Source organism: Pseudomonas sp. PME37.24/025 (assembly GCF_055556615.1).
The window spans coordinates 246029-265128 of record NZ_JBVHNK010000011.1 but is presented as its reverse complement, the minus strand read 5'-3'; the positions used below and the strand labels follow the sequence as shown (position 1 = coordinate 265128).

The window sequence follows — 19100 nt, the reverse complement described above, 5'->3', positions numbered from 1 at the left end:
TCTACACCCCTCGACGGGGCAGGACAAAACTCAGCAGAAACAGCGCGGCGGCCGTCACCACAATCGACGGGCCGGCCGGGGTGTCCTTGAACCAGGACAACGCCAGCCCGCCACACACGGCGAGCATGCCCAGCAGGCTCGCGCCTAGTGCCATCTGCTCCGGCGAGCGGGCGTGACGCTGTGCCGCAGCCGCCGGAATAATCAGTAACGAAGTAATCAGCAGCACGCCGACGATTTTCATCGCCACCGCGATCACCACCGCGATCAGCAACATCAGGACCAGGCGCAAGGCTGCCACTGGCAAACCTTCTACCTTGGCCAGCTCTTCGTGCACTGTGATCGCCAGCAAAGGTCGCCACAACGTGACCAGCACGACCAGCACCGCCGCGCTACCGCCGAGGATCCAGGCCAGATCAGTCGGGCTGATCGCCAGCAAGTCGCCGAACAGATAGGCCATCAGGTCGATCCGCACTTCATGCATGAAGCTTAGTACCACCAAGCCAAGCGAGAGCGTACTTGGTGCGAGAATTCCCAAAAGCGTGTCGGACGCCAGTGGCTGCCGTTGTTGCAATGTCACCAGCAATACCGCCAGCAACAAGCAGCCTACCGTGACGGCAACAGTCGGGCTGACATCCAGCAGAAAACCCAGCGCCACGCCGAGCAGCGCAGCGTGGGACAGGGTGTCGCCGAAATAGGCCATGCGCCGCCAGACCACGAACGACCCCAACGGGCCCGCGACCAGCGCCAGGGCCAGACCTGCAAGCAGGGCAAAGAGCAGAAAATCAGCCATGCTTGCAGCTATCTCCATGAACGTGAGTAGAGGCCGACGGGGCCGCGCTGACCACCGAGCCATGCAGATCGTGGGCGTGGTCGTGGTGGTGGTGATAAATCGCCAGGCTTTGGGCGTTTTTTCCGAACAATTCGACGAATGCCGGATCGCCGCTGACTTGCTCGGGATGCCCGGAACAGCAGACGTGGCGGTTCAGGCACACCACCTGGTCGGTGGTGCTCATCACCAAATGCAGATCGTGAGAGACCATCAAAACGCCGCAACCATGCCGGTCGCGCAAGCGGGTAATCAGGCTGTAGAGCTCGGCTTGACCGGCCACATCGACGCCTTGCACCGGCTCATCAAGCACCAGCAATTCCGGTTCGCGCAGCAATGCTCGCGCCAGTAGCACTCGCTGCATTTCGCCACCGGAAACACTTTGCACCGGGCTGTCGATGACCTGTTCGGCACCGACTTCCTTGAGAGCGGCCAAGGCGCGAGCGCGGTCCACGCCCGGCACCAGACGCAAGAAGCGCAACACCGACAGCGGCAGGGTTGGGTCAACATGGAGTTTTTGCGGCATGTAACCGACGCGCAACTTCGGCTTGCGCCAGACGCTACCGCTGTCCGGTTTCAGCAGACCGAGCACTGCGCGCACCAGCGTGGTTTTGCCGGCACCGTTGGGGCCGATCAAAGTGACGATCTGCCCCGGCTCGACGCTCAGTTCGATGTTGTCCAGCACGTTTTGCCCGGCAAAGGTGACAGCCACCTGCTCAAGGCGAATCAGCGCGTTGCTCATCAAGCCCCCTGGCAACCCGAGCAGAGACCGATCACTTCAACGGTCTGTGCCTCGACGATAAATCCGACATCTTTGGCGCTATTGATGATCGCGTCGCTGATGGATTTCTGTTCGAGTTCGATGGCGGCGTGGCATTCGCGGCAGATCAGGAACTGGCCCTGGTGAGCGTGTTCCGGGTGATTGCAGCCGACGAAGGCGTTCAGCGAGGAGATGCGGTGTACCAGTCCGTTTTCCAGTAGGAAATCCAGCGCGCGGTACACGGTCGGAGGCGCGGCGCGGCGGCCGTCCTGCTCGCTGAGTACCGCCAGAATGTCGTAGGCACCCAACGGTTTGTGGCTTTGCCATACCAGTTCCAGCACTCGCCGGCGCAAAGCGGTCAGACGCAGCCCCTGACGTGCGCACAAGGCATCGGCCTCAGACAATGCGCTATGCACGCAATGAGAGTGGTCGTGGGGACGGCTGGCAATCGGTGTTTTAGGCATGAGCGGCGACGAGTTTTGTGAGAGACGTTATTATGTTACCCGTTCTCGCCTCTTCGAGTGGTCATCGTGTCCCGACTTTTTTCCATCTTTGTCGCATTTTTCGCAACTTTCCTGCTGATCGGCTCTGCTCAAGCCGAGGTCAAAGTCCTCACCAGCGTCAAGCCCCTGCAGCTGATCGCCGCAGCGGTGCAGGACGGCGTAGCGGTTCCGGAAGTCTTGCTGCCGCCCGGCGCCTCGCCCCATAACTACGCCTTGCGCCCTTCCGATGTACGGAAAGTGCAATCGGTGGATCTGCTGTACTGGATCGGCCCGGACATGGAAGGTTTCCTGCCTCGCGTACTGAAAGGTCGTACGTTGCCCAGCGTCGCGGTGCAGAGTTTGCCTGGCCTGAAACTTCGACACTTCGCCGAAGATAACCACTCCCACGCCGAAGAAGCCGACGAGCATGACCACGATCACCGCCCCGGCAGCCTGGATGCACACTTGTGGTTGTCACCGATCAACGCCCGAGTGATCGCCACCAAAATGGCCGCCGATCTGAGCGCCGCCGATCCGGCCAACGCGGCGCGCTACCAGAGCAACCTCAAGGCGTTCGATGAGCGTCTGGATGCTTTGGACCTGCGCCTGAAGGCTCGCCTGGCGGGCATTGCGGGCAAGCCTTATTTCGTGTTCCACGAAGCCTTCGATTACTTCGAAGACGCTTACGGCCTCAAGCACACCGGCGTGTTCAGTGTCGCTGCCGAAGTGCAACCCGGCGCCCAACACGTGGCAGCGATGCGCACGCGGTTGCAGGAAGTCGGCAAGACCTGTGTGTTCAGCGAACCACCGCTGCGCCCACGCCTGGCAGAAACCCTGGTGGCCGGGCTGCCAGTGAAGCTGGCGGAACTGGATGCGCTGGGCGGGTACACGCCAGCGACCGCTCAGGGGTATGAGCAGGTATTGGAAAAGCTGGGGAATGATTTGGCGGGGTGTTTGGAGTCGTTGTAGTTCCGAAAATTGTGTCGCCCCCAATCGCGGGCAAGCCACGCTCCCACAGAGTTTGTATCGTTCGCCAATATTATGAACGACACAAACCCTGTGGGAGCGAGGCTTGCCCGCGATGCTTTTAGAGGGCGAACGGCAACGGCGTACTGACCTTCTGCCGTTGCGTCAGCCGCAACTGAAACTCCATCGGATCGTGAATCAACACGTCCTGCCCGGCGAAAGACTCCGCGGCGATCAACCGCGACAACCAGAACCGTACGCAAGCCACGCGCAGCATGGTCGGCCATAGCTCGGCTTCGGCAGCGGTAAACGGTCGCAGCGCGGCATAAGCCCCCAGCAATGCCCGCGCCCGAGCGCCATCAAGCTGCCCTTGCTCGTCCGAACACCAATCGTTCAAGGCAATCGCCACGTCATAGAGCATCGGCCCCGAACAGGCGTTGTAGAAGTCGATCAACCCGGTCAGGTGCGTGCCTTCGAACATCGCGTTATCACGGAACAGGTCCGCGTGGATGTTCGCCCGTGGCAGCGCCAGAATTTTCGTCTTCTGCTGTGTGATTTCATCCAGCGCCCGTTGCAGCAAATCGCTTTGCTCAGCATTCAGATGCGAAAGCAACTGCGTGCCCTCCTCCAGCATCCAGTCCAGGCCGCGATCGGTTTTGCGTTTGATCATGTTGGCCTGGGTCGCCAGATGCAGATGAGCCAGCAGCTCGCCGACCTGAGCGCAATGCTGCGCGTTGGCGTCCTTGATGTGCTTGCCCGCCAGACGTGGCTGCAGCAGCGCAGGTTTGCCGGCCAGCTCGCGCAAGGCGACGCCGTCGGTGGTGCGCAAGGCATAAGGCACCGGCAGGTCGGCGTCGTGCAGCACGTCGAGCAGCTCGATGAAGAACGGCATCTCCTGCACCGGGCCGCGCTCGACCAGGGTCAGGACAAATTCGCCCTGCTCCAGGCTGATAAAGAAGTTGGTGTTTTCGCTACCGGCGGCAATCCCCTGGAAATCAAGCAGGCGGCCAAGCCCGTAAGGGGCGAGAAAGGTTTCCAGCTCGGGCCGAGCCAGGGGGGTGAACACAGACATGGTTAAAACTGCCAGTACGGGCGCCGCTGCTTGAGCCAGCGCCGATTGAAATTAAGAAACTACTTCCACTCGAATATTTTCCACGACGGAATCAGCATATCCGGCTGATCCGAGCGGATGAAGTTTGCATCTGTCCCGTCCGAGCGCACCAGAAAATACGGTTTACCGCCTTTCGGGGTCACCTTGATGGCATACAAAAAACCATTTTGCCGATATTCCTGAATGGTTTTATCTCCTTCCGTGCGGATCGTTACATCCGGGTCCGCCGAGGGCGCGTCGTCCGCAGCCATGACAGCCAATGGGGTGATTGCAAACAAACCAGCCAGCAACAAGCGATTTAGTGTGCGCATGATAACCTTGTCCCTTTGTCGTCAACGGTCCCGCTATTCTAGCGCCGGACCCGCCGAAAAGGTTGATCCTGCTCATGAGCCAAGCCCCCCTCGTCCTGGTGGACGGTTCTTCTTATCTGTACCGCGCTTTTCATGCGCTGCCACCGCTGACCACGTCCAAAGGCCTGCCGACCGGAGCGGTCAAGGGCGTATTGAACATGCTCAAAAGCCTGCGCAAGCAGTACCCGGACAGCCCGTTCGCCGTGGTATTCGACGCCAAGGGCGGGACGTTCCGCGATGCGATGTTCGCCGAATACAAGGCCAATCGTCCAAGCATGCCCGACGATATGCGGGTCCAGATCGAGCCGTTGCACGCCAGCGTCAAGGCCTTGGGCTTTCCATTGCTGTGCGTGGACAACGTTGAAGCGGACGATGTGATCGGCACCCTGGCCCGCAGCAGCGCGGCCGCCAACCGCCCGGTGGTGATCTCCACCGGTGACAAGGACATGGCGCAATTGGTCGACGGGCACATTACCTTGGTCAATACGATGACCGGTAGCGCGTTGGACGTAGAAGGCGTGAAGGAGAAATTCGGCGTCGCTCCCGAGCAGATCATCGATTATCTGGCACTGATGGGCGATTCGTCCGACAACATTCCGGGCGTTCCAGGTATCGGTCCCAAAACCGCTTCCGGCCTGCTGGTCGGCGTGAACGGTGGCCTGACCGAGCTCTATGCACAGCTCGACATCGTCCCGACCCTGCCGATTCGCGGCGCAAAAACCCTGCCTGCCAAGCTCGAAGAGCATAAGGAGATGGCATTCCTCTCCTATCAACTGGCAACCATCAAGATCGACGTACCGCTGGACATCGGTCTCGATGACCTGCAAATGGGCAAGCCGGATCACGACAAGCTCGCCGAGCTCTATACCCTGCTGGAATTCAAGAGCTGGTTCGAAGAGAACCAGCGCGACGCGAAGCGATCGGGCCAGGACATTGTCGAAGTCATCCCGGAACAACCGGGCGCCGCCGAAGCGAAGTACGAAACCATCCTCGACCAAAAGCACTTCGAGGCCTGGCTGGACAAGCTCGACAAGGCGCCGTTGATCGCCTTCGTCACCGAAACCAACGGCAGCGATGCCCAACATGCACAACTGGTGGGCCTGTCGTTTTCCGTCGCGGCCAACGAAGCGGCCTACATTCCGCTGACCCATTCCTACATGGGCGTGCCGGAACAGCTGGATCGCGACACCGTGCTGCTGGCGTTGAAGCCGCTGCTGGAAAACCCGAATAAGCTGAAAGTCGGCCAGCACGCCAAGTTCGAAACCAATATCCTCGCCAACTGCGCCATCGGTGGCGATCAGAGCAACGGGATTATTGTTCAGGGTATTGCCTACGACACCATGCTCGAGTCTTACGTCCTGGACTCGACGGCCACCCGCCATGACATGGACAGCCTGGCGCTCAAGTACCTGGGCCAAAGCAAGACCGACATTCAGGAGATCGCAGGCAAAGGCGTCAAACAGCTGACCTTCGACCAGATCTCTCTTGAGCTGGCCGGCCCCTATGCTGCCGAAGATGCCGATGTCACCTTCCAGTTGCACGTTGCTTTGCAGGAAAAACTGGCAGCAACGCCAAGCCTGGGCAAAGTGCTCAACGAGATTGAAATGCCGCTGATGCCGGTTCTGGCCCGAATCGAGCGCCAGGGTGCGCTCGTGGACGCCAACCTGCTGGGCATCCAGAGCGTCGAGCTGGGCGAGAAACTGGTCGCCCTTGAGCGTGAGGCGTTCGCCATTGCCGGTGAAGAATTCAACCTGGGTTCGCCGAAGCAACTGGGTGTGATCCTCTACGAAAAGCTCGGTTTGCCCGTACTCAGCAAAACCGCCAAGGGCCAAGCCTCGACGGCCGAAGCGGTATTGGCCGAGTTGGCGGAACAGGACTACCCGCTGCCCAAGGTGCTGATGCAGTACCGCTCGCTGAGCAAGCTCAAAAGCACCTACACCGACCGTTTGCCAGAGCAGATCAACGCTCGCACCGGGCGCATTCATACGTCTTACCAGCAAGCCGTTGCCGCCACCGGACGTTTATCGTCCATCGACCCGAACCTGCAGAACATTCCGATTCGCACTGCCGAAGGTCGTCGGATTCGTCAGGCGTTCGTCGCGCCGAAAGGCTACAAGCTGCTGGCCGCGGACTACTCGCAAATCGAACTGCGGATCATGGCGCATCTGGCCAAGGACGAAGGCTTGCTGCACGCCTTCCGCAACAACCTCGATGTACACCGGGCAACGGCCGCAGAGGTGTTTGGCGTCGAGCTGGACGCTGTCACTAACGATCAGCGTCGTAGCGCGAAAGCCATCAACTTCGGTTTGATCTACGGCATGAGCGCGTTTGGCCTGGCCAAGCAGATCGGCGTTGACCGTAAACAATCCCAAGCCTACATCGACCGCTATTTCGCCCGTTATCCCGGTGTACTGGAATACATGGAGCGCACGCGCGCCCAGGCCGCCGAGCAAGGTTTCGTCGAAACCATCTTCGGCCGTCGTCTGTACTTGCCGGAAATCAACGCGAAAAACCAGGCACTGCGCAAAGCTGCCGAGCGCACAGCGATCAACGCCCCGATGCAAGGCACCGCGGCGGACATCATCAAGAAAGCCATGGTAACGGTGGATAACTGGCTGACATCGTCAGGCCTGGACGCCAAAGTCATCTTGCAGGTACACGATGAATTGGTGCTTGAGGTGCGTGAGGACTTGATCGACCAGGTGCGTGAGGAGATTCGCGTGCACATGAGCAGCGCCGCACAACTGGATGTACCGCTTCTGGTCGAGGTAGGCGTAGGCAACAACTGGGATGAAGCGCACTGATCGGCTTGAAAGACGCCCGTGCTGCGGCCTTATACCGCAGCACAAAATAACGAAGGGCTATAGTGCGGAAAATGACATCGATTATTTCCAATGGTTTTTGAAAATAGTCTGAACTAAATCCGTGAACCGCCACTCAGAGATACTGAATGGCTGGTGAAGCCCTTCGATGCTCCTATGTTGTGTTAAGTGTTGGCAGATATCTGGACCCCGCCCTAGCGGTCCGGAGCTTGAACCCCGGAACTTCTCCCTCCCCATATGAAGTCCGGGGTTTTTTTTGCCTGCATATTTGTCTGGAGAGCTTTACTCGGCAGCCTCAGCGCCCTTGTCCGCCAACTCCATCCAGCCCGCCAGAACCGTGTAGGCGTCTTCCAGGCCCATTCGTTTCGGTGCCGAAAACAGCTGGATAGTGATCGTATCGCCCCAGCCCTTGCGGATTTCCGCCTGAACCTTGAGCAGCGCATTTTTCGCCGCGCCGTAGGTCAGCTTGTCTGCCTTGGTCAGCAAAATATGCATCGGCATGCCACTGGCGATGGCCCAATCGAGCATCAGCAGGTCGAAATCGGTCATTGGATGACGGATGTCCATCATCAGAATCAAACCTTTCAAACTCTCGCGACCACCCAGATAGGCTTCAAGGTGACGCTGCCAGTGCAGCTTCAACGGGATTGGCACTTTCGCGTAACCGTAACCCGGCAGGTCGACCAGACGGCGTTCATCGTCTAGCTTGAAGAAGTTCAACAGCTGCGTGCGACCCGGAGTTTTCGAGGTCCGCGCCAGGCTGGCGTGTGTCAGGGTGTTCAACGCGCTGGACTTACCGGCGTTGGAACGCCCGGCGAAGGCCACTTCAAAGCCTTCGTCGTCGGGGCATTGATCGACTTTGGCGGCGCTGAGCATAAAGGTGGACTGTTGGCACAGGCCGAGGATGGGGTTCTTGAGTTGCATGGGATTTCCGATGTGGGCGGCGCCGGGAATGGACGCGGCAAGCAGTGTCGTTTCCGTTTCAGTGACGCCAGTATATAATGCCGCAGATTTTGTGTGCGCTTTGTCCCAGCGTAGGATGAAGTTCACGAGAGCGATTGACCTTGATTGCGCACTAGAACGCAGCACGCTCTCAACCCTGAAAAGGTCGTTTTATGACGAAATGGCTGCTAGCTGCCGGTGTCTTGATGCCGCTTTACAGCGCTCAGGCTACACAGGATCCGGAAGCTGTGTACAACCGTGTTTGTGGTGCCTGTCATTCCGGCCAACTACCCATGGCGCCCCGCAAGGGCGATCAGGAAGCTTGGACGCCGAGGTTGGCGAAAGGTATGGAGACGCTGGTGCAACACGTGACCCAGGGTTTCAAGGCGATGCCGCCGCGTGGTTTGTGCATGGACTGCAGTGCCGAGGATTACCAGGCCATCATCCACTGGATGAGCGAGTGATCCCGGTCCATAACTCTTTAACCCTTAGCCGTAGTTGGATTAGCTGATGAACAAATTGATCGTGAGTCTGCTGTTGACCGTGGGGATCTCCGGCATTGCCCATGCTGCAGGTGATGCGACTGCTGGTCAGGCGAAAGCCGCAGTATGTGGCGCCTGTCATGGCCCGGATGGCAATAGCATGGCGCCAAACTTTCCGAAACTGGCAGGTCAGGGCGAGCGTTATCTGAACAAGCAGCTGCACGACATCAAGTCCGGCAAACGCACGGTACTGGAAATGACCGGCCTGCTGACCAACCTGAGCGACCAGGACCTGGCTGATATCGCAGCCTACTTCGCCAAGCAGAACGGCAGTGTTGGCGCCGCCGACCCTAAAATCGTGGCTCGCGGTGAAGCACTGTTCCGTGGTGGCGACCTGGCCAAAGGGCTGCCAGCATGTACCGGTTGCCACTCGCCCAACGGCGCAGGCAACGCAGCCGCCGGCTTCCCGCATCTGGGCGGCCAACATGCTCAGTACGTTGGCAAGCAACTGACCGACTTCAGAAAAGAAGAAGGTGGCCGCACTAACGACGGCGATACCAAACCGATGCAGAGTATCGCTAAAAAGCTGAGCGACGAAGATATCGCCGCCGTCTCCAGCTATATTCAAGGCTTGCACTAAGGCCTGCGATCGAGCGTTGCGAGTGGTGTACATCTCTTGCAACGTTAACACTCGATTAATCCGTCGATGCAAACATAAAAAGGGTAGCTTTGGCTGCCCTTTTTTGTGGCCGCTGCCGTTACACTACAAACCCAAGCCCGCCAGGATCTGTCTGAAAACAGGTCGCGCGAGGCGACCCAATTTGTCCAGGAGTAAAGCATGCGTAATCTGATCATCAGCGCCGCACTCGTCGCTGCCAGCCTGTTCGGCATGACCGCCCAAGCCGCCGAAAAACCTGAAGCGCCCTTTGTCGAGCTGAGCAACCCGGTCCCGGTGGCCGTGCCTGGCAAGATCGAAGTCGTGGAGCTGTTCTGGTACGGTTGCCCGCATTGCTATGCCTTCGAACCCGTCATTAACCCATGGGTTGAAAAGCTGCCTTCCGACGTGAACTTCGTGCGCATCCCGGCCATGTTTGGCGGCCCTTGGGACGCACACGGCCAGATGTTCCTGACGCTTGAAGCCATGGGTGTCGAGAGCAAGGTTCACGCCGCAGTTTTCGAAGCGATTCAGAAAGAACACAAGAAACTGACTGACAAAGAAGACATGGCGGACTTCCTGGCGACTCAAGGTGTAGACAAGGACAAGTTCCTGGCCACCTTCGACTCCTTCGCCATCAAGGGCAAAATCATCCAGGCCAAAGAGCTGGCGAAGAAATATGAAATCTCCGGCGTGCCTACCATGATCGTCAACGGCAAGTATCGCTTTGACATCGGCTCTGCCGGCGGTGCCGAACAAGCGCTGAAACTGGCCGACCAACTGGTAGCCAAAGAGCGAGCGGCAACCAAGGCCGTCGCCAACTAAGCGCGGCACCTGCCATGCGCCGCTGGGGAACTGAACGCATCGTTGGCCTGCATGATCCACGGGTCAACGAGCATCACCTGGAATCGACGGGGTTGCCCGTGGACAGCCGTCTGCGTTTGCTCAGTTTCAATATCCAGGTCGGTATCAGTACCGAGCGCTATCGGCACTATCTGACCCGTGGCTGGCAGCATCTGTTGCCGCATACCGGGCGTGCCGACAACCTGCAAAAAATCGGTAATCTGCTGGGCGACTTCGATCTGGTCGCCTTGCAGGAAGCCGATGGCGGAAGCCTGCGATCAGGCTACGTCAATCAGGTCGAACACCTGGCGCAGCTCGGCGCCTTCCCCTACTGGTATCAACAACTCAATCGCAATCTCGGTCATCTCGGCCAGCACAGCAATGGCGTGCTCAGCCGCCTGCGCCCGTGGGCGATTGAAGATCATCCGCTGCCGGGCCCCAAGGGTCGCGGGGCCATTCTGGTGCGCTTCGGCGAAGGTCCGGAAGCGCTCGTGGTGGTGATGATGCATCTGGCGCTGGGCGCTCGCGCCCGTAGCCTGCAACTGGCCTACATCCGCGAGTTGATCGGCGGTTATAAACACCAGGTGCTGATGGGCGACATGAACACCCATGCCAGTGACTTGCTGCAAAACTCCCCGTTGCGTGATTTAGGCCTGCTCGCGCCGCAACTGGAAGCGACCTTCCCCAGCTGGCGCCCACAGCGCTGCCTGGACCATATTCTGCTCAGCCCTACCCTGACCCTTGAAAAGGTCGAAGTGCTGGCACAACCCATTTCCGATCACCTGCCGGTCGCGGTAGAGATTCGTCTGCCGGGTTCGCTCACGGCCGATGCATTGCCCGCGTTGAGTCCTGCCTGAATGAGCGACGAAGCACAGCGCTGGAAAGAGAAATACCTCAAAAGCATCGAACAACAGGAAAAGCTGGAACGTCGATGGGACGCCCGGCTCGACCTGCTGCGTCGCGGGCTGGTGCGCAGCACCCTGGCCGCAGAAGGTACCGATCGCGCCGTTGACCAATGCATGAAGGAAATGCGCGAAGTCGTACGCACCGATGACATGGACGCCGGCCTGGCTGCCTTGCTGCCGCGCCTGGAAAAAGCCGTGCTCGACTCCGAGCAGCGCCGGGAAACCCGGGTCGATCAAGTCAGTGCCGCCCTGACGTCGCTGGTCTCTCAGCTGCAAGCGTTGCCGCTGCCCCGGGAAGTGAGCCGGCCGCTGAAACAATTCGCCAAACAACTGGACGGACGCGTAAGTCAGGCTCGCGAAATCCCGTTGCTGCTCAGCGAGCTGAGCGGCTTGCAGGGCAAAGCCTTGAACCTGCTGGAGAACCCTGCCGAACCTGATCGACCGGGTTTCTTACAGCGATTGTTCGGTAGGGAAACGGAAGAGACCGCGCAACAGCTCGCTGTCCCCGAATCGCAAATACCTGCCCCGCAACCTGTCGAACCGGTTGCAGCATCGGCCGAGCCCCCACAAGCGATGGCCAATCTCACGCCAGCCGTCGATAAGCCGCAAGTGGTGTTGCCAACCATAGAAGCCGCCCTGCCCGCCGCTGCGCGCCCTGAGCCAGCGCAAATTCAGGCGCCAACATCAATGGCACCTGCGGCTGAAGTCGTGGCGTTTGTCCCGCCCGTCCTTGAGCCAGAAGCTACGAGCAGCCAGATACCGGAGTTACAAACCCGACTGAATGTCGAGCAACCACAAGAGCCGGCTCCATCGATCGCCCTACCGGCTACTCAGGCTCCATCGGCAATCAATCCCGATGAACTGACCCCGATGGCCATCGACCCAGAGCCGTCCGAGCATGATATTTTGTATGCCCTGCCGGACTCGCCGGAGCCGTCCTACAGCTCCGTCGCCAAGCACATCGAAGACACGCTGCTGGGCCTTCTCGATGACTTGGCGCTGCCCGAGCGCCATCGTCCGCAAGCCGAGGCGATGCGCGATCGCCTTCAAAATGGCTTGAACTGGTACGAGTTGATACCGATCCTCGATGATCTGGCAACGTTAATGCTGGCGATCACCGACAGTGGCCAGCACGAATTCGAAGCGTATTTGCAGCAACTCAACGAACGCCTTGAGTCGTTTCAGAGCAACCTGCAAGCTGCGAGCGACGGCCACGCCGACAACCGCTCGGCCGCGCGGGAGATGGACACGCAGATTCGCGAGCAAGTCGATGGCTTACAAAGCAGCATGCAGGAAGCGGCAGACCTTGATGATCTCAAGCATGTGCTGGAAAACCATCTCGAAGGCCTGCTCGGCACCATGGACCAACACCAGAAGCAGCGCGACGAGCGTGAACAGGAAGTAGCAGCCCGCCTGCAAAGCCTGGCCGAAAGGGTTGCCCACATGGAGCAGGAAGCCCTGGGCTACCGCGAGCATCTCGAAGAGCAGCGCCAGAAGGCCTTGATCGATCCTTTGACCGGCCTGCCGAATCGAGCAGCCTGGAGCGAGCGCCTGGAGCATGAAATCGGTCAATGGCAACAACATGGCAATACCCTGTTGCTGGCAATGCTCGACCTCGACCATTTCAAACGCATCAATGACAACTATGGTCATCTGGCGGGTGACAAGGTGCTGAAAATCATCGCCAGCGTGCTACGCAAGCGTCTGCGCGGGACTGATTTTATTGCCAGGTTCGGCGGTGAAGAGTTTGTACTGTTGATGCCTGCCACGGTGCCGGCGGTGGGCGCGAAACTGCTGGAAACCTTGCGCGCATCGATCGAAGCCTGCCCGTTCCACTTCAAGGGCGAGCGAGTCACCATCACCATTTCCATGGGACTGACCGCCTTCAGATCGGGCGAACATAGCGATCTGGTACTTAAAAGAGCCGATCAGGCGCTATATCGGGCGAAAAATAATGGCCGGAATCGAGTAGAACTGGGCTGACTGCCAATTGTTCCATTTTGTTTAAAGGAGCGTTTTTGCCGTCAGCGCCGCAAGGCATTACGTTACACTGTTGCATTATTGTCTCGCGCGTATTGCCTCCCACCATGAAATGTCTTGCTCTTATTGTGTCGCTGCTTCTATTAGCCGGTTGTGCCAGCGGCCCCCGAATTGATACCAGCCACCCTTCGGCCAATCACGACAGTCGTATCCAGTTCGTGGTGATGCATTACACCTCCGCATCCCTGGAGACTTCGCTGCAATTGCTGACCCATGGCGAGGTCAGCAGCCACTACCTGATTAGCGACGACAAGCGCGCCACTATTTATAAGCTGATGGATGAAAATTTCCGGGCCTGGCACGCTGGCGAAAGCGAATGGCAAGGCCGGACCTGGCTGAACTCCAGTTCCATTGGTATCGAGATCGTTAATCAGGGCTTTGAGGACACCCCGAACGGGCGTCTTTGGTATCCCTACAGCGAAGCCCAGATTCAGTCGATGATCTTCCTGCTCAAGGACATCAGTAAGCGCCAAGGCATCAGCCCCCGCCATATCATTGGTCATAGCGACATCGCACCGATGCGCAAGCTCGACCCCGGCCCGCTGTTTCCCTGGAAGCGCCTGGCTGCCGAAGGCCTGGGGATCTGGCCGAACGAGCAGGCCGTGGCGCGGCAACAAGCGCAGTTCGCCGTGCAACTGCCAAGCATCAGTTGGTTTCAGGGACAGCTTGCCCGCATGGGCTATGCCACGCCGCAAACCGGCGAACTGGATGTAGAGACACGCAATGTACTGGCAGCCTTTCAGCTGCACTTTCGCCCTTCCCGTTTCGACGGTACACCGGACGCACAAACCGCGGCGATTCTTCAGGTGTTGAATCAGACAAAATAATGACGCCCGCCCGACGGTCAGCGCTTTTTCCAAATCAGCAGCTATAACTCATTGGTAATTCTTCGGATATTCCATGATGCCTGCTGCTCGGGAGAGACTGCATAGCTGGTTCTATCGCCCTTGGTTTTTGGCGATGCTGGCTACTGCCTTGAGCACAACGCTTCTAACAGTCGGCAGTTTGTTCGTGGCGATGAGTCAAGTCGAGCACAACGAAAGCCAGGAAATGAACGCCCAGGGAGAACGCTTTCTGGTCCGCCTGGAGCAGCTGTTCGGGCAGTTGCGCGAAAGCCTTGATGACCTGGAAGCCCAGCCGCTGCGAAGCTGCGATGACGAAATGATCGCCACCCTGCAGCAGGTCAGTTTCAATTACCGCTTCGTTTATGAAGCCGCTTACATGGACACTTCGCGAACCTGCTCCAACCGCCCCCGCCAAGAGGGGCTGTCGCTGATCCGACCGCCGGACATCAAGGGGCCCACCTACAGCTATTGGCTGAACACCACCACCGAACCCGATGAGAACCGCGCCGCGCTGATGCTTGGGCGTGGCAACTTCCGGGTTGCGACATCGCGCGGGCATTTGACCGACATGGTCGATCTGTCTCCGGGGAGCAGCCTATTGGTGGTGCTTGACCACGACACCCGGGCGATTCCGGTACTCGGTGTCGCGCAGCCCTGGCCCCCCGCGGAACCCTGGCCCCCGAAAAGCCCCGATGCGCTGCAAGTTACCCATACCCGCCTGATTTACCGAATGCCCACTAACACCCCCGAATACCAACTGGTACTGATCACCCCACGCACAGGAATGCATGTACCGGCGGTATGGTGGTGGCTACTGCCGGCCAGCCTGGCGCTGAGTGCCTGTGTAGGTATTCTGGTGTTTTTGCTGGTACGCCAGCGTCAGTCGCTGGATGCCGAACTGCAAGGCGCCATGCGGCGAGGCGAGCTGCAGGTGTTGTATCAACCGATCTTCGACCTCGACAGCCGCAACTGCGTCGGCGCCGAAGCCCTGCTGCGCTGGCGAAGACCGGACGGCACGCTGACCAGTCCCGACCTGTTCATTCCGATGGCGGAGAATACCGGCCAGATCCGCCAGATGACCGACTTCGTATTGCAGCGCCTGCTGGAACAGCTCGGCCAACTGTTGCGCTCCAATCCGCAGCTGTACATTTCGGTCAACCTGGCGGCCTGCGATGTCATGGTGCCGCGTATCGGTCAGGTGATAGCGCGTCTGCTGAGTGCGCACCGGGTAGCGGCCAGGCAGATTGCCTTTGAGGTGACCGAGCGCGGATTGGTGGATGTGGTAGTGGCTAGAGAAAACCTGCAAGCCCTGCGGGATGTCGGGCATCAGGTGCTGATCGACGACTTTGGCACCGGCTATTGCAGCCTCGCCTACCTGCAAACCCTACCGGTGGACTGCCTGAAAATCGACAAGGCGTTTATCGACGCACTGGGCCATGATGCCGCCAGCAGCGGCGTGGCACCGCACATCATTCGCATGGCTCAGGCCCTGCAACTCAAGGTGATTGCAGAAGGCATCGAACATGAAGCCCAAGCGGTGTTTCTGAGCAGCGAAGGGGTGAAGTTCGGCCAGGGTTGGTTGTTTGCCCACGCACTGAGCGCCGTGCAGTTCATCGAACTGATTACCCGTGGCCGCCGACTGACCACGCGACGTCTGGACGACGAAGCCTGAATGGCCCCGGCTTATATCGCGAGTGCCATGTAGAACTGTGTCCCCTGACCCGGCCGCGAATAGACACCCATCCGCCCGCCATGCAGTTGCACGATTTCCTTGCACAGCGCCAGACCAAGCCCGGCACCGCCCTTTTTGCGGCCGACCTGGACAAAAGGCTCGAAGATCCGTCCTTGCTGGCCGTAGGCAATGCCCTCGCCATTGTCCTCGACACTGATAATCATCCGCTCACCATGGCGCCGGGCCTGTAAACGTATCAGTCCGTCGTGAGAGGTATGGCGCAAGGCGTTGTCGATCAGGTTGTCGAGCACCCGTTCCAGTTGCGCCTGATCGGCTTGTAGCCGCGGTAATGGTCCCTGCACTTCCACCAGCAGCTCAATACCCTTCTCCTGCGCCGAGCCGGCAAAGCGTATCTGGGCCTGATCCAGCAAGTCTTCGATGGAGCACGGTGCCAGCGTGAGTTTTTGCAGGCCGTTTTGATAGCGAGAGAAATTCAGCAGGTCGTTGATCAACTGCATGAGGCGCTGCATTTCTTCGTTGACGGTGTCCAGCAGGTCGGCTTCGCGGGAGTCTGCGGCAAAATGCGTCCGCTCGCGGAACAGACCGAATGCCATGTGCATCCCGGTAACCGGTGTGCGCAACTCATGGGAGGCGCGCAAGACGAACTCGCTGCGTACCCTTTCGAAAGCACGCTGTTCGGTGACGTCGTGCAACACCATCACAGCGCCGAGAATATGACCTTCGGTATGACTGACCGGCGTCAGGCTATACGTCAGCAATCGCGACTCGCCATCGACCTCGATACTCAGGTCGTCCGGCGCCCGCTCCAGAGTGCCGCCGCGCAACACCAATTGCAGTTGTGCATCCAGTTCGGGACGCTCAAGCGCTGTGCCCAGCCCTTGGCCGAGACGCTCGGTGTCCCAGCCTAACTGGCGCTGGGCCACTGGGTTGAGGTGCTCGAGATGACCTTGACGATCAATAATCAGCAACCCGTCGTCGATGCTGTCGAGCACCGCTTGCAAACGTTGCTGGCCGGCGAGCAGCTCGTCGATATTGGTCGCCTGGTGCTCACGCAAGGCCTCGGCCATGATTCCGAACCGCCGGGTCAACTGGTTCATTTCCACCGCGGAAGAAATCGGCAGAGTCACTTCAAAATTGCCCTGGCCGATATTGTCAGCTGCCTGCACCAGAGCCTCGATCGGAGCCCCGAACCGCCGGGCGATCGCATGGGCGGTAATGAACCCGATAAACAACACCGCCACCCCGACCAATCCAAGCAGGCCGGCAATTAACAGTGCCCGCTCCCGGGCCTTGCGTTCGATCTCAGTGATGTTTTCCAGCGCGCGCTTCTGTTCAGAGATCAAACCGTTTCGCAAGGCATTGAATTTTTCCGTGAGATCCCCGTCATCACTGACTACCTGTACCGGAACGCGGGAAAGATCAAAGGCCTGCAGCAAGCTCTGATAATCAGCCTTGGCCTTTCTGAAACCATACGGGGCTCCTTCGCTGGACGACTCGCGAGCAATACCTTCGTCAAGCAATTCGAGGGAGTGCTGCCTGGAGGCCTCGAACGCCGCAGGGTCAGGGGTCTCGCCGAGCACGATGATCAGTTGATCACCCAGGCTCTGACGCAGCTTCAATCCCAGATCCAGCGTGACGAAGTTGTCACGAAGCAGGGCTTCCTGAGTCCCGGCCATCTGCATCACGCTGACCAGCCCGAGCAAGAGCCCAAGCAGCGCCACCGTAATCAGCGCGGAAATACTCAGAAACAGCCGGGTGCGCAACGTCATCGCCAGTTTCATCGGTTACGACTCACAGGTTGTACTGCTTGCGTTTGCGGTACAGGGTCGAAGCATCGATACCCAGGGTCTTGGCCGCCTGATCCAGCGTGTCGGCCGTGGCGAGGACCGCGCCAATGTGAGCTTTCTCCAACTCATCCAGGCTCAATGCAGCACCAATGCGCGGCGTGTGGTTGGCCGGGGCCTCGGCCATGCCCAAGTGGCTGAGTTCTACCCGCTCCTGCGGACAAATAATGCTCGCGCGCTCCACCACGTTACGCAGCTCGCGAATGTTGCCCGGCCAGCGGTAGCTGAGCAGCGCTTCGCGGGCCTCGTCGCTGAAACACCGGGCCGGACGCGAGTATTCCTTGACGAAGCGCGCCAGGAAGCGGTCTGCAAGGTTCAGAATGTCTTCCCTGCGCTCGCGAAGCGGCGGCAGGTGCAAGGTGATGACGTTCAGGCGATAGAGCAAGTCTTCACGAAAACGACCATCGCGAACCATGTCTTCCAGGTTGAGGTTAGTGGCTGCGAGGATTCGCACGTCGGCGCGGCGGGTTACCGGGTCGCCCACGCGTTCGTATTCCTTGTCCTGAATGAAACGCAGCAATTTTGGCTGCAAGGTCAGGGGGAAATCGCCGATCTCGTCGAGAAACAACGTCCCGCCGTCGGCCTGATTGACACGACCCAAGGTACTTTCGCTGGCACCGGTGAAGGCGCCCCGGCTGTGGCCGAAAAGCTCGCTGTCCATCAACTCGGCAGTCAGGGATGGGCAGTTGATGGTGACGCAGGATTTCTTCTGGCGTTTGCTCCAGCCGTGAATCGCCTGGGACAGTTCACCTTTACCGGTGCCGGATTCGCCGAGAATCAGGATATTGGCGTCGGTACTGGCGACCTGGCGTGCGGTTTCGAGCACCACTTTCATGGCCGGACTGTGCGAATCCAGGCCCTCTTTGGGTTTGCGCACTTCACCTTCGAGGGCTTCCAGGCGTGCCGAAAGTTGCCGTACTTCCAGCTGTTTGGCGGTGGCCAAACGCAATTGGTCGGGGCTGCAAGGCTTGACCAGGTAGTCGGCGGCACCGGCCTGAATCGCATCCACGGCAGTGTCCACGGCCGAGTGAGCAGTGACGATCACCACCCGCATCCAGGGTGCCTGGATGCGCATTTGGGCCAGCACATCGAGCCCATTGTCTTCACCCAGGCGCAAATCGAGGAAGCACAGATCGAAAACCTGGCGCTGCAACAAGGCTTCGGCCTGAGCAGCGCTGGTCGCGGTGGCCACGCTGTAGCCTTGGTCTTCGAGGCAATAGCGAAAGGTTCGAAGGATGGCGGATTCATCATCCACCAGCAGAATGCGGCCTTGATGCTCCGTGGCTGATTCCATGTTCCTGCGCTCCTTTAATTGTTGATTTTGGTTAGGCCCAGAAAAAATCGGGCAAGTTGCATGATTGATTGTGGTCGATTTCAGCCAAATCAGCGCAGCCATCTACTTATCAACAAGATAACTCATTGATTTATTTAATTTTTTATTAATAAACCGTCCTTCGGCGATTGCCTGCGTCCCTTTCTGACATCTGTGCCCTTCCCTCAATTCCAAAAATATTGAAAGTTTTCGCGAGTTCAT

At 59.0% G+C, this 19100-nt stretch carries 17 protein-coding genes; 9 read left to right on the top strand and 8 right to left on the bottom strand.

The annotated features are described in order from the left end of the window. Position 1 precedes the first annotated feature (1 nt). From znuB to zur, 3 genes are read right to left on the bottom strand one after another with little or no spacing between them, the layout of a single operon-like run. The gene (gene znuB / locus ACZ3HH_RS21125) at positions 2 to 790 is read right to left on the bottom strand and encodes a zinc ABC transporter permease subunit ZnuB (RefSeq protein WP_465807356.1); all 789 of its coding nucleotides are present in this window, start codon (positions 788 to 790) and stop codon (positions 2 to 4) included. Next, the gene (gene znuC, locus ACZ3HH_RS21120) at positions 783 to 1568 is read right to left on the bottom strand and encodes a zinc ABC transporter ATP-binding protein ZnuC (protein ID WP_052963566.1); all 786 of its coding nucleotides are present in this window, start codon (positions 1566 to 1568) and stop codon (positions 783 to 785) included. Before znuC ends, znuB begins: the two co-directional genes overlap by 8 nt. Beyond that, positions 1568 to 2050: a zinc uptake transcriptional repressor Zur gene (gene zur / locus ACZ3HH_RS21115; protein WP_007902861.1), complete on the bottom strand. Its 483-nt coding sequence runs from the start codon at positions 2048 to 2050 to the stop codon at positions 1568 to 1570. The genes znuC and zur overlap by 1 nt, the downstream gene beginning before the upstream one ends. A gap of 66 nt (positions 2051 to 2116) precedes the next feature. On the opposite strand from zur, the gene ACZ3HH_RS21110 reads away from it, so the two are divergent. Then, a complete protein-coding gene (locus ACZ3HH_RS21110; protein ID WP_465807353.1) occupies positions 2117 to 3037 on the top strand; it encodes a zinc ABC transporter substrate-binding protein in 921 nt (306 codons plus the stop codon). 118 nt (positions 3038 to 3155) lie between these two features. Here the strand turns inward: ACZ3HH_RS21110 and ACZ3HH_RS21105 are convergent, their stop codons facing one another. Beyond that, entirely contained in the window at positions 3156 to 4106 is a 951-nt protein-coding gene (locus tag ACZ3HH_RS21105; protein ID WP_465807351.1) for a homoserine kinase, read from the bottom strand. A 59-nt stretch (positions 4107 to 4165) separates the two neighbouring features. Next, the gene (locus tag ACZ3HH_RS21100; RefSeq protein WP_465807349.1) at positions 4166 to 4456 is read right to left on the bottom strand and encodes a DUF2782 domain-containing protein; all 291 of its coding nucleotides are present in this window, start codon (positions 4454 to 4456) and stop codon (positions 4166 to 4168) included. Positions 4457 to 4530: 74 nt separating this feature from the next. On the opposite strand from ACZ3HH_RS21100, the gene polA reads away from it, so the two are divergent. Then, positions 4531 to 7299 carry a DNA polymerase I gene (gene polA / locus ACZ3HH_RS21095; RefSeq protein WP_465807347.1) on the top strand — a complete coding sequence of 923 codons (2769 nt, stop codon included), beginning with the start codon at positions 4531 to 4533 and terminating at the stop codon, positions 7297 to 7299. 300 nt (positions 7300 to 7599) lie between these two features. Here the strand turns inward: polA and yihA are convergent, their stop codons facing one another. Beyond that, positions 7600 to 8241: a ribosome biogenesis GTP-binding protein YihA/YsxC gene (gene yihA, locus ACZ3HH_RS21090; protein ID WP_465807346.1), complete on the bottom strand. Its 642-nt coding sequence runs from the start codon at positions 8239 to 8241 to the stop codon at positions 7600 to 7602. A gap of 191 nt (positions 8242 to 8432) precedes the next feature. Here yihA and ACZ3HH_RS21085 point away from each other — a divergent pair, with 191 nt between their 5' ends. The 7 genes from ACZ3HH_RS21085 to ACZ3HH_RS21055 all read left to right on the top strand — a co-directional run bounded on the left by ACZ3HH_RS21085 (position 8433) and on the right by ACZ3HH_RS21055 (position 15701). After that, a complete protein-coding gene (locus ACZ3HH_RS21085; RefSeq protein WP_034149449.1) occupies positions 8433 to 8723 on the top strand; it encodes a c-type cytochrome in 291 nt (96 codons plus the stop codon). A gap of 46 nt (positions 8724 to 8769) precedes the next feature. Then, the gene (locus ACZ3HH_RS21080; protein WP_465807343.1) at positions 8770 to 9381 is read left to right on the top strand and encodes a c-type cytochrome; all 612 of its coding nucleotides are present in this window, start codon (positions 8770 to 8772) and stop codon (positions 9379 to 9381) included. A 198-nt stretch (positions 9382 to 9579) separates the two neighbouring features. Continuing rightward, positions 9580 to 10221 (top strand): thiol:disulfide interchange protein DsbA/DsbL, encoded by a 642-nt coding sequence (locus ACZ3HH_RS21075; RefSeq protein ID WP_465807341.1) that lies wholly within the window; start codon positions 9580 to 9582, stop codon positions 10219 to 10221. A gap of 14 nt (positions 10222 to 10235) precedes the next feature. Then, positions 10236 to 11096 carry an endonuclease/exonuclease/phosphatase family protein gene (locus tag ACZ3HH_RS21070; RefSeq protein ID WP_123356945.1) on the top strand — a complete coding sequence of 287 codons (861 nt, stop codon included), beginning with the start codon at positions 10236 to 10238 and terminating at the stop codon, positions 11094 to 11096. Continuing rightward, a complete protein-coding gene (locus ACZ3HH_RS21065; protein ID WP_465807338.1) occupies positions 11097 to 13127 on the top strand; it encodes a GGDEF domain-containing protein in 2031 nt (676 codons plus the stop codon). 104 nt (positions 13128 to 13231) lie between these two features. Then, a complete protein-coding gene (locus tag ACZ3HH_RS21060; protein ID WP_465807336.1) occupies positions 13232 to 14011 on the top strand; it encodes an N-acetylmuramoyl-L-alanine amidase in 780 nt (259 codons plus the stop codon). Between the two features lie 73 nt (positions 14012 to 14084). Then, entirely contained in the window at positions 14085 to 15701 is a 1617-nt protein-coding gene (locus ACZ3HH_RS21055) for an EAL domain-containing protein (protein ID WP_465807334.1), read from the top strand. Between the two features lie 11 nt (positions 15702 to 15712). Here the strand turns inward: ACZ3HH_RS21055 and ACZ3HH_RS21050 are convergent, their stop codons facing one another. After that, positions 15713 to 17503 (bottom strand): ATP-binding protein, encoded by a 1791-nt coding sequence (locus tag ACZ3HH_RS21050; RefSeq protein ID WP_465807332.1) that lies wholly within the window; start codon positions 17501 to 17503, stop codon positions 15713 to 15715. A 10-nt stretch (positions 17504 to 17513) separates the two neighbouring features. Next, complete coding sequence (gene algB, locus ACZ3HH_RS21045; protein WP_465807330.1) at positions 17514 to 18860, bottom strand: sigma-54-dependent response regulator transcription factor AlgB; 1347 nt, start codon at positions 18858 to 18860, stop codon at positions 17514 to 17516. Between the last annotated feature and the right edge of the window lie 240 nt (positions 18861 to 19100).

What these genes read in the sequence shown, in the direction of transcription:
- znuB (WP_465807356.1), bottom strand. Translation starts at nt 790, where the DNA reads ATGGCTGATTTTCTGCTCTTTGCCCTGCTTGCAGGTCTGGCCCTGGCG.
- znuC (WP_052963566.1), bottom strand. Translation starts at nt 1,568, where the DNA reads ATGAGCAACGCGCTGATTCGCCTTGAGCAGGTGGCTGTCACCTTTGCC.
- zur (WP_007902861.1), bottom strand. Translation starts at nt 2,050, where the DNA reads ATGCCTAAAACACCGATTGCCAGCCGTCCCCACGACCACTCTCATTGC.
- ACZ3HH_RS21105 (WP_465807351.1), bottom strand. Translation starts at nt 4,106, where the DNA reads ATGTCTGTGTTCACCCCCCTGGCTCGGCCCGAGCTGGAAACCTTTCTC.
- ACZ3HH_RS21100 (WP_465807349.1), bottom strand. Translation starts at nt 4,456, where the DNA reads ATGCGCACACTAAATCGCTTGTTGCTGGCTGGTTTGTTTGCAATCACC.
- polA (WP_465807347.1), top strand. Translation starts at nt 4,531, where the DNA reads ATGAGCCAAGCCCCCCTCGTCCTGGTGGACGGTTCTTCTTATCTGTAC.
- yihA (WP_465807346.1), bottom strand. Translation starts at nt 8,241, where the DNA reads ATGCAACTCAAGAACCCCATCCTCGGCCTGTGCCAACAGTCCACCTTT.
- ACZ3HH_RS21085 (WP_034149449.1), top strand. Translation starts at nt 8,433, where the DNA reads ATGACGAAATGGCTGCTAGCTGCCGGTGTCTTGATGCCGCTTTACAGC.
- ACZ3HH_RS21080 (WP_465807343.1), top strand. Translation starts at nt 8,770, where the DNA reads ATGAACAAATTGATCGTGAGTCTGCTGTTGACCGTGGGGATCTCCGGC.
- ACZ3HH_RS21075 (WP_465807341.1), top strand. Translation starts at nt 9,580, where the DNA reads ATGCGTAATCTGATCATCAGCGCCGCACTCGTCGCTGCCAGCCTGTTC.
- ACZ3HH_RS21070 (WP_123356945.1), top strand. Translation starts at nt 10,236, where the DNA reads ATGCGCCGCTGGGGAACTGAACGCATCGTTGGCCTGCATGATCCACGG.
- ACZ3HH_RS21065 (WP_465807338.1), top strand. Translation starts at nt 11,097, where the DNA reads ATGAGCGACGAAGCACAGCGCTGGAAAGAGAAATACCTCAAAAGCATC.
- ACZ3HH_RS21060 (WP_465807336.1), top strand. Translation starts at nt 13,232, where the DNA reads ATGAAATGTCTTGCTCTTATTGTGTCGCTGCTTCTATTAGCCGGTTGT.
- ACZ3HH_RS21055 (WP_465807334.1), top strand. Translation starts at nt 14,085, where the DNA reads ATGATGCCTGCTGCTCGGGAGAGACTGCATAGCTGGTTCTATCGCCCT.
- ACZ3HH_RS21050 (WP_465807332.1), bottom strand. Translation starts at nt 17,503, where the DNA reads ATGAAACTGGCGATGACGTTGCGCACCCGGCTGTTTCTGAGTATTTCC.
- algB (WP_465807330.1), bottom strand. Translation starts at nt 18,860, where the DNA reads ATGGAATCAGCCACGGAGCATCAAGGCCGCATTCTGCTGGTGGATGAT.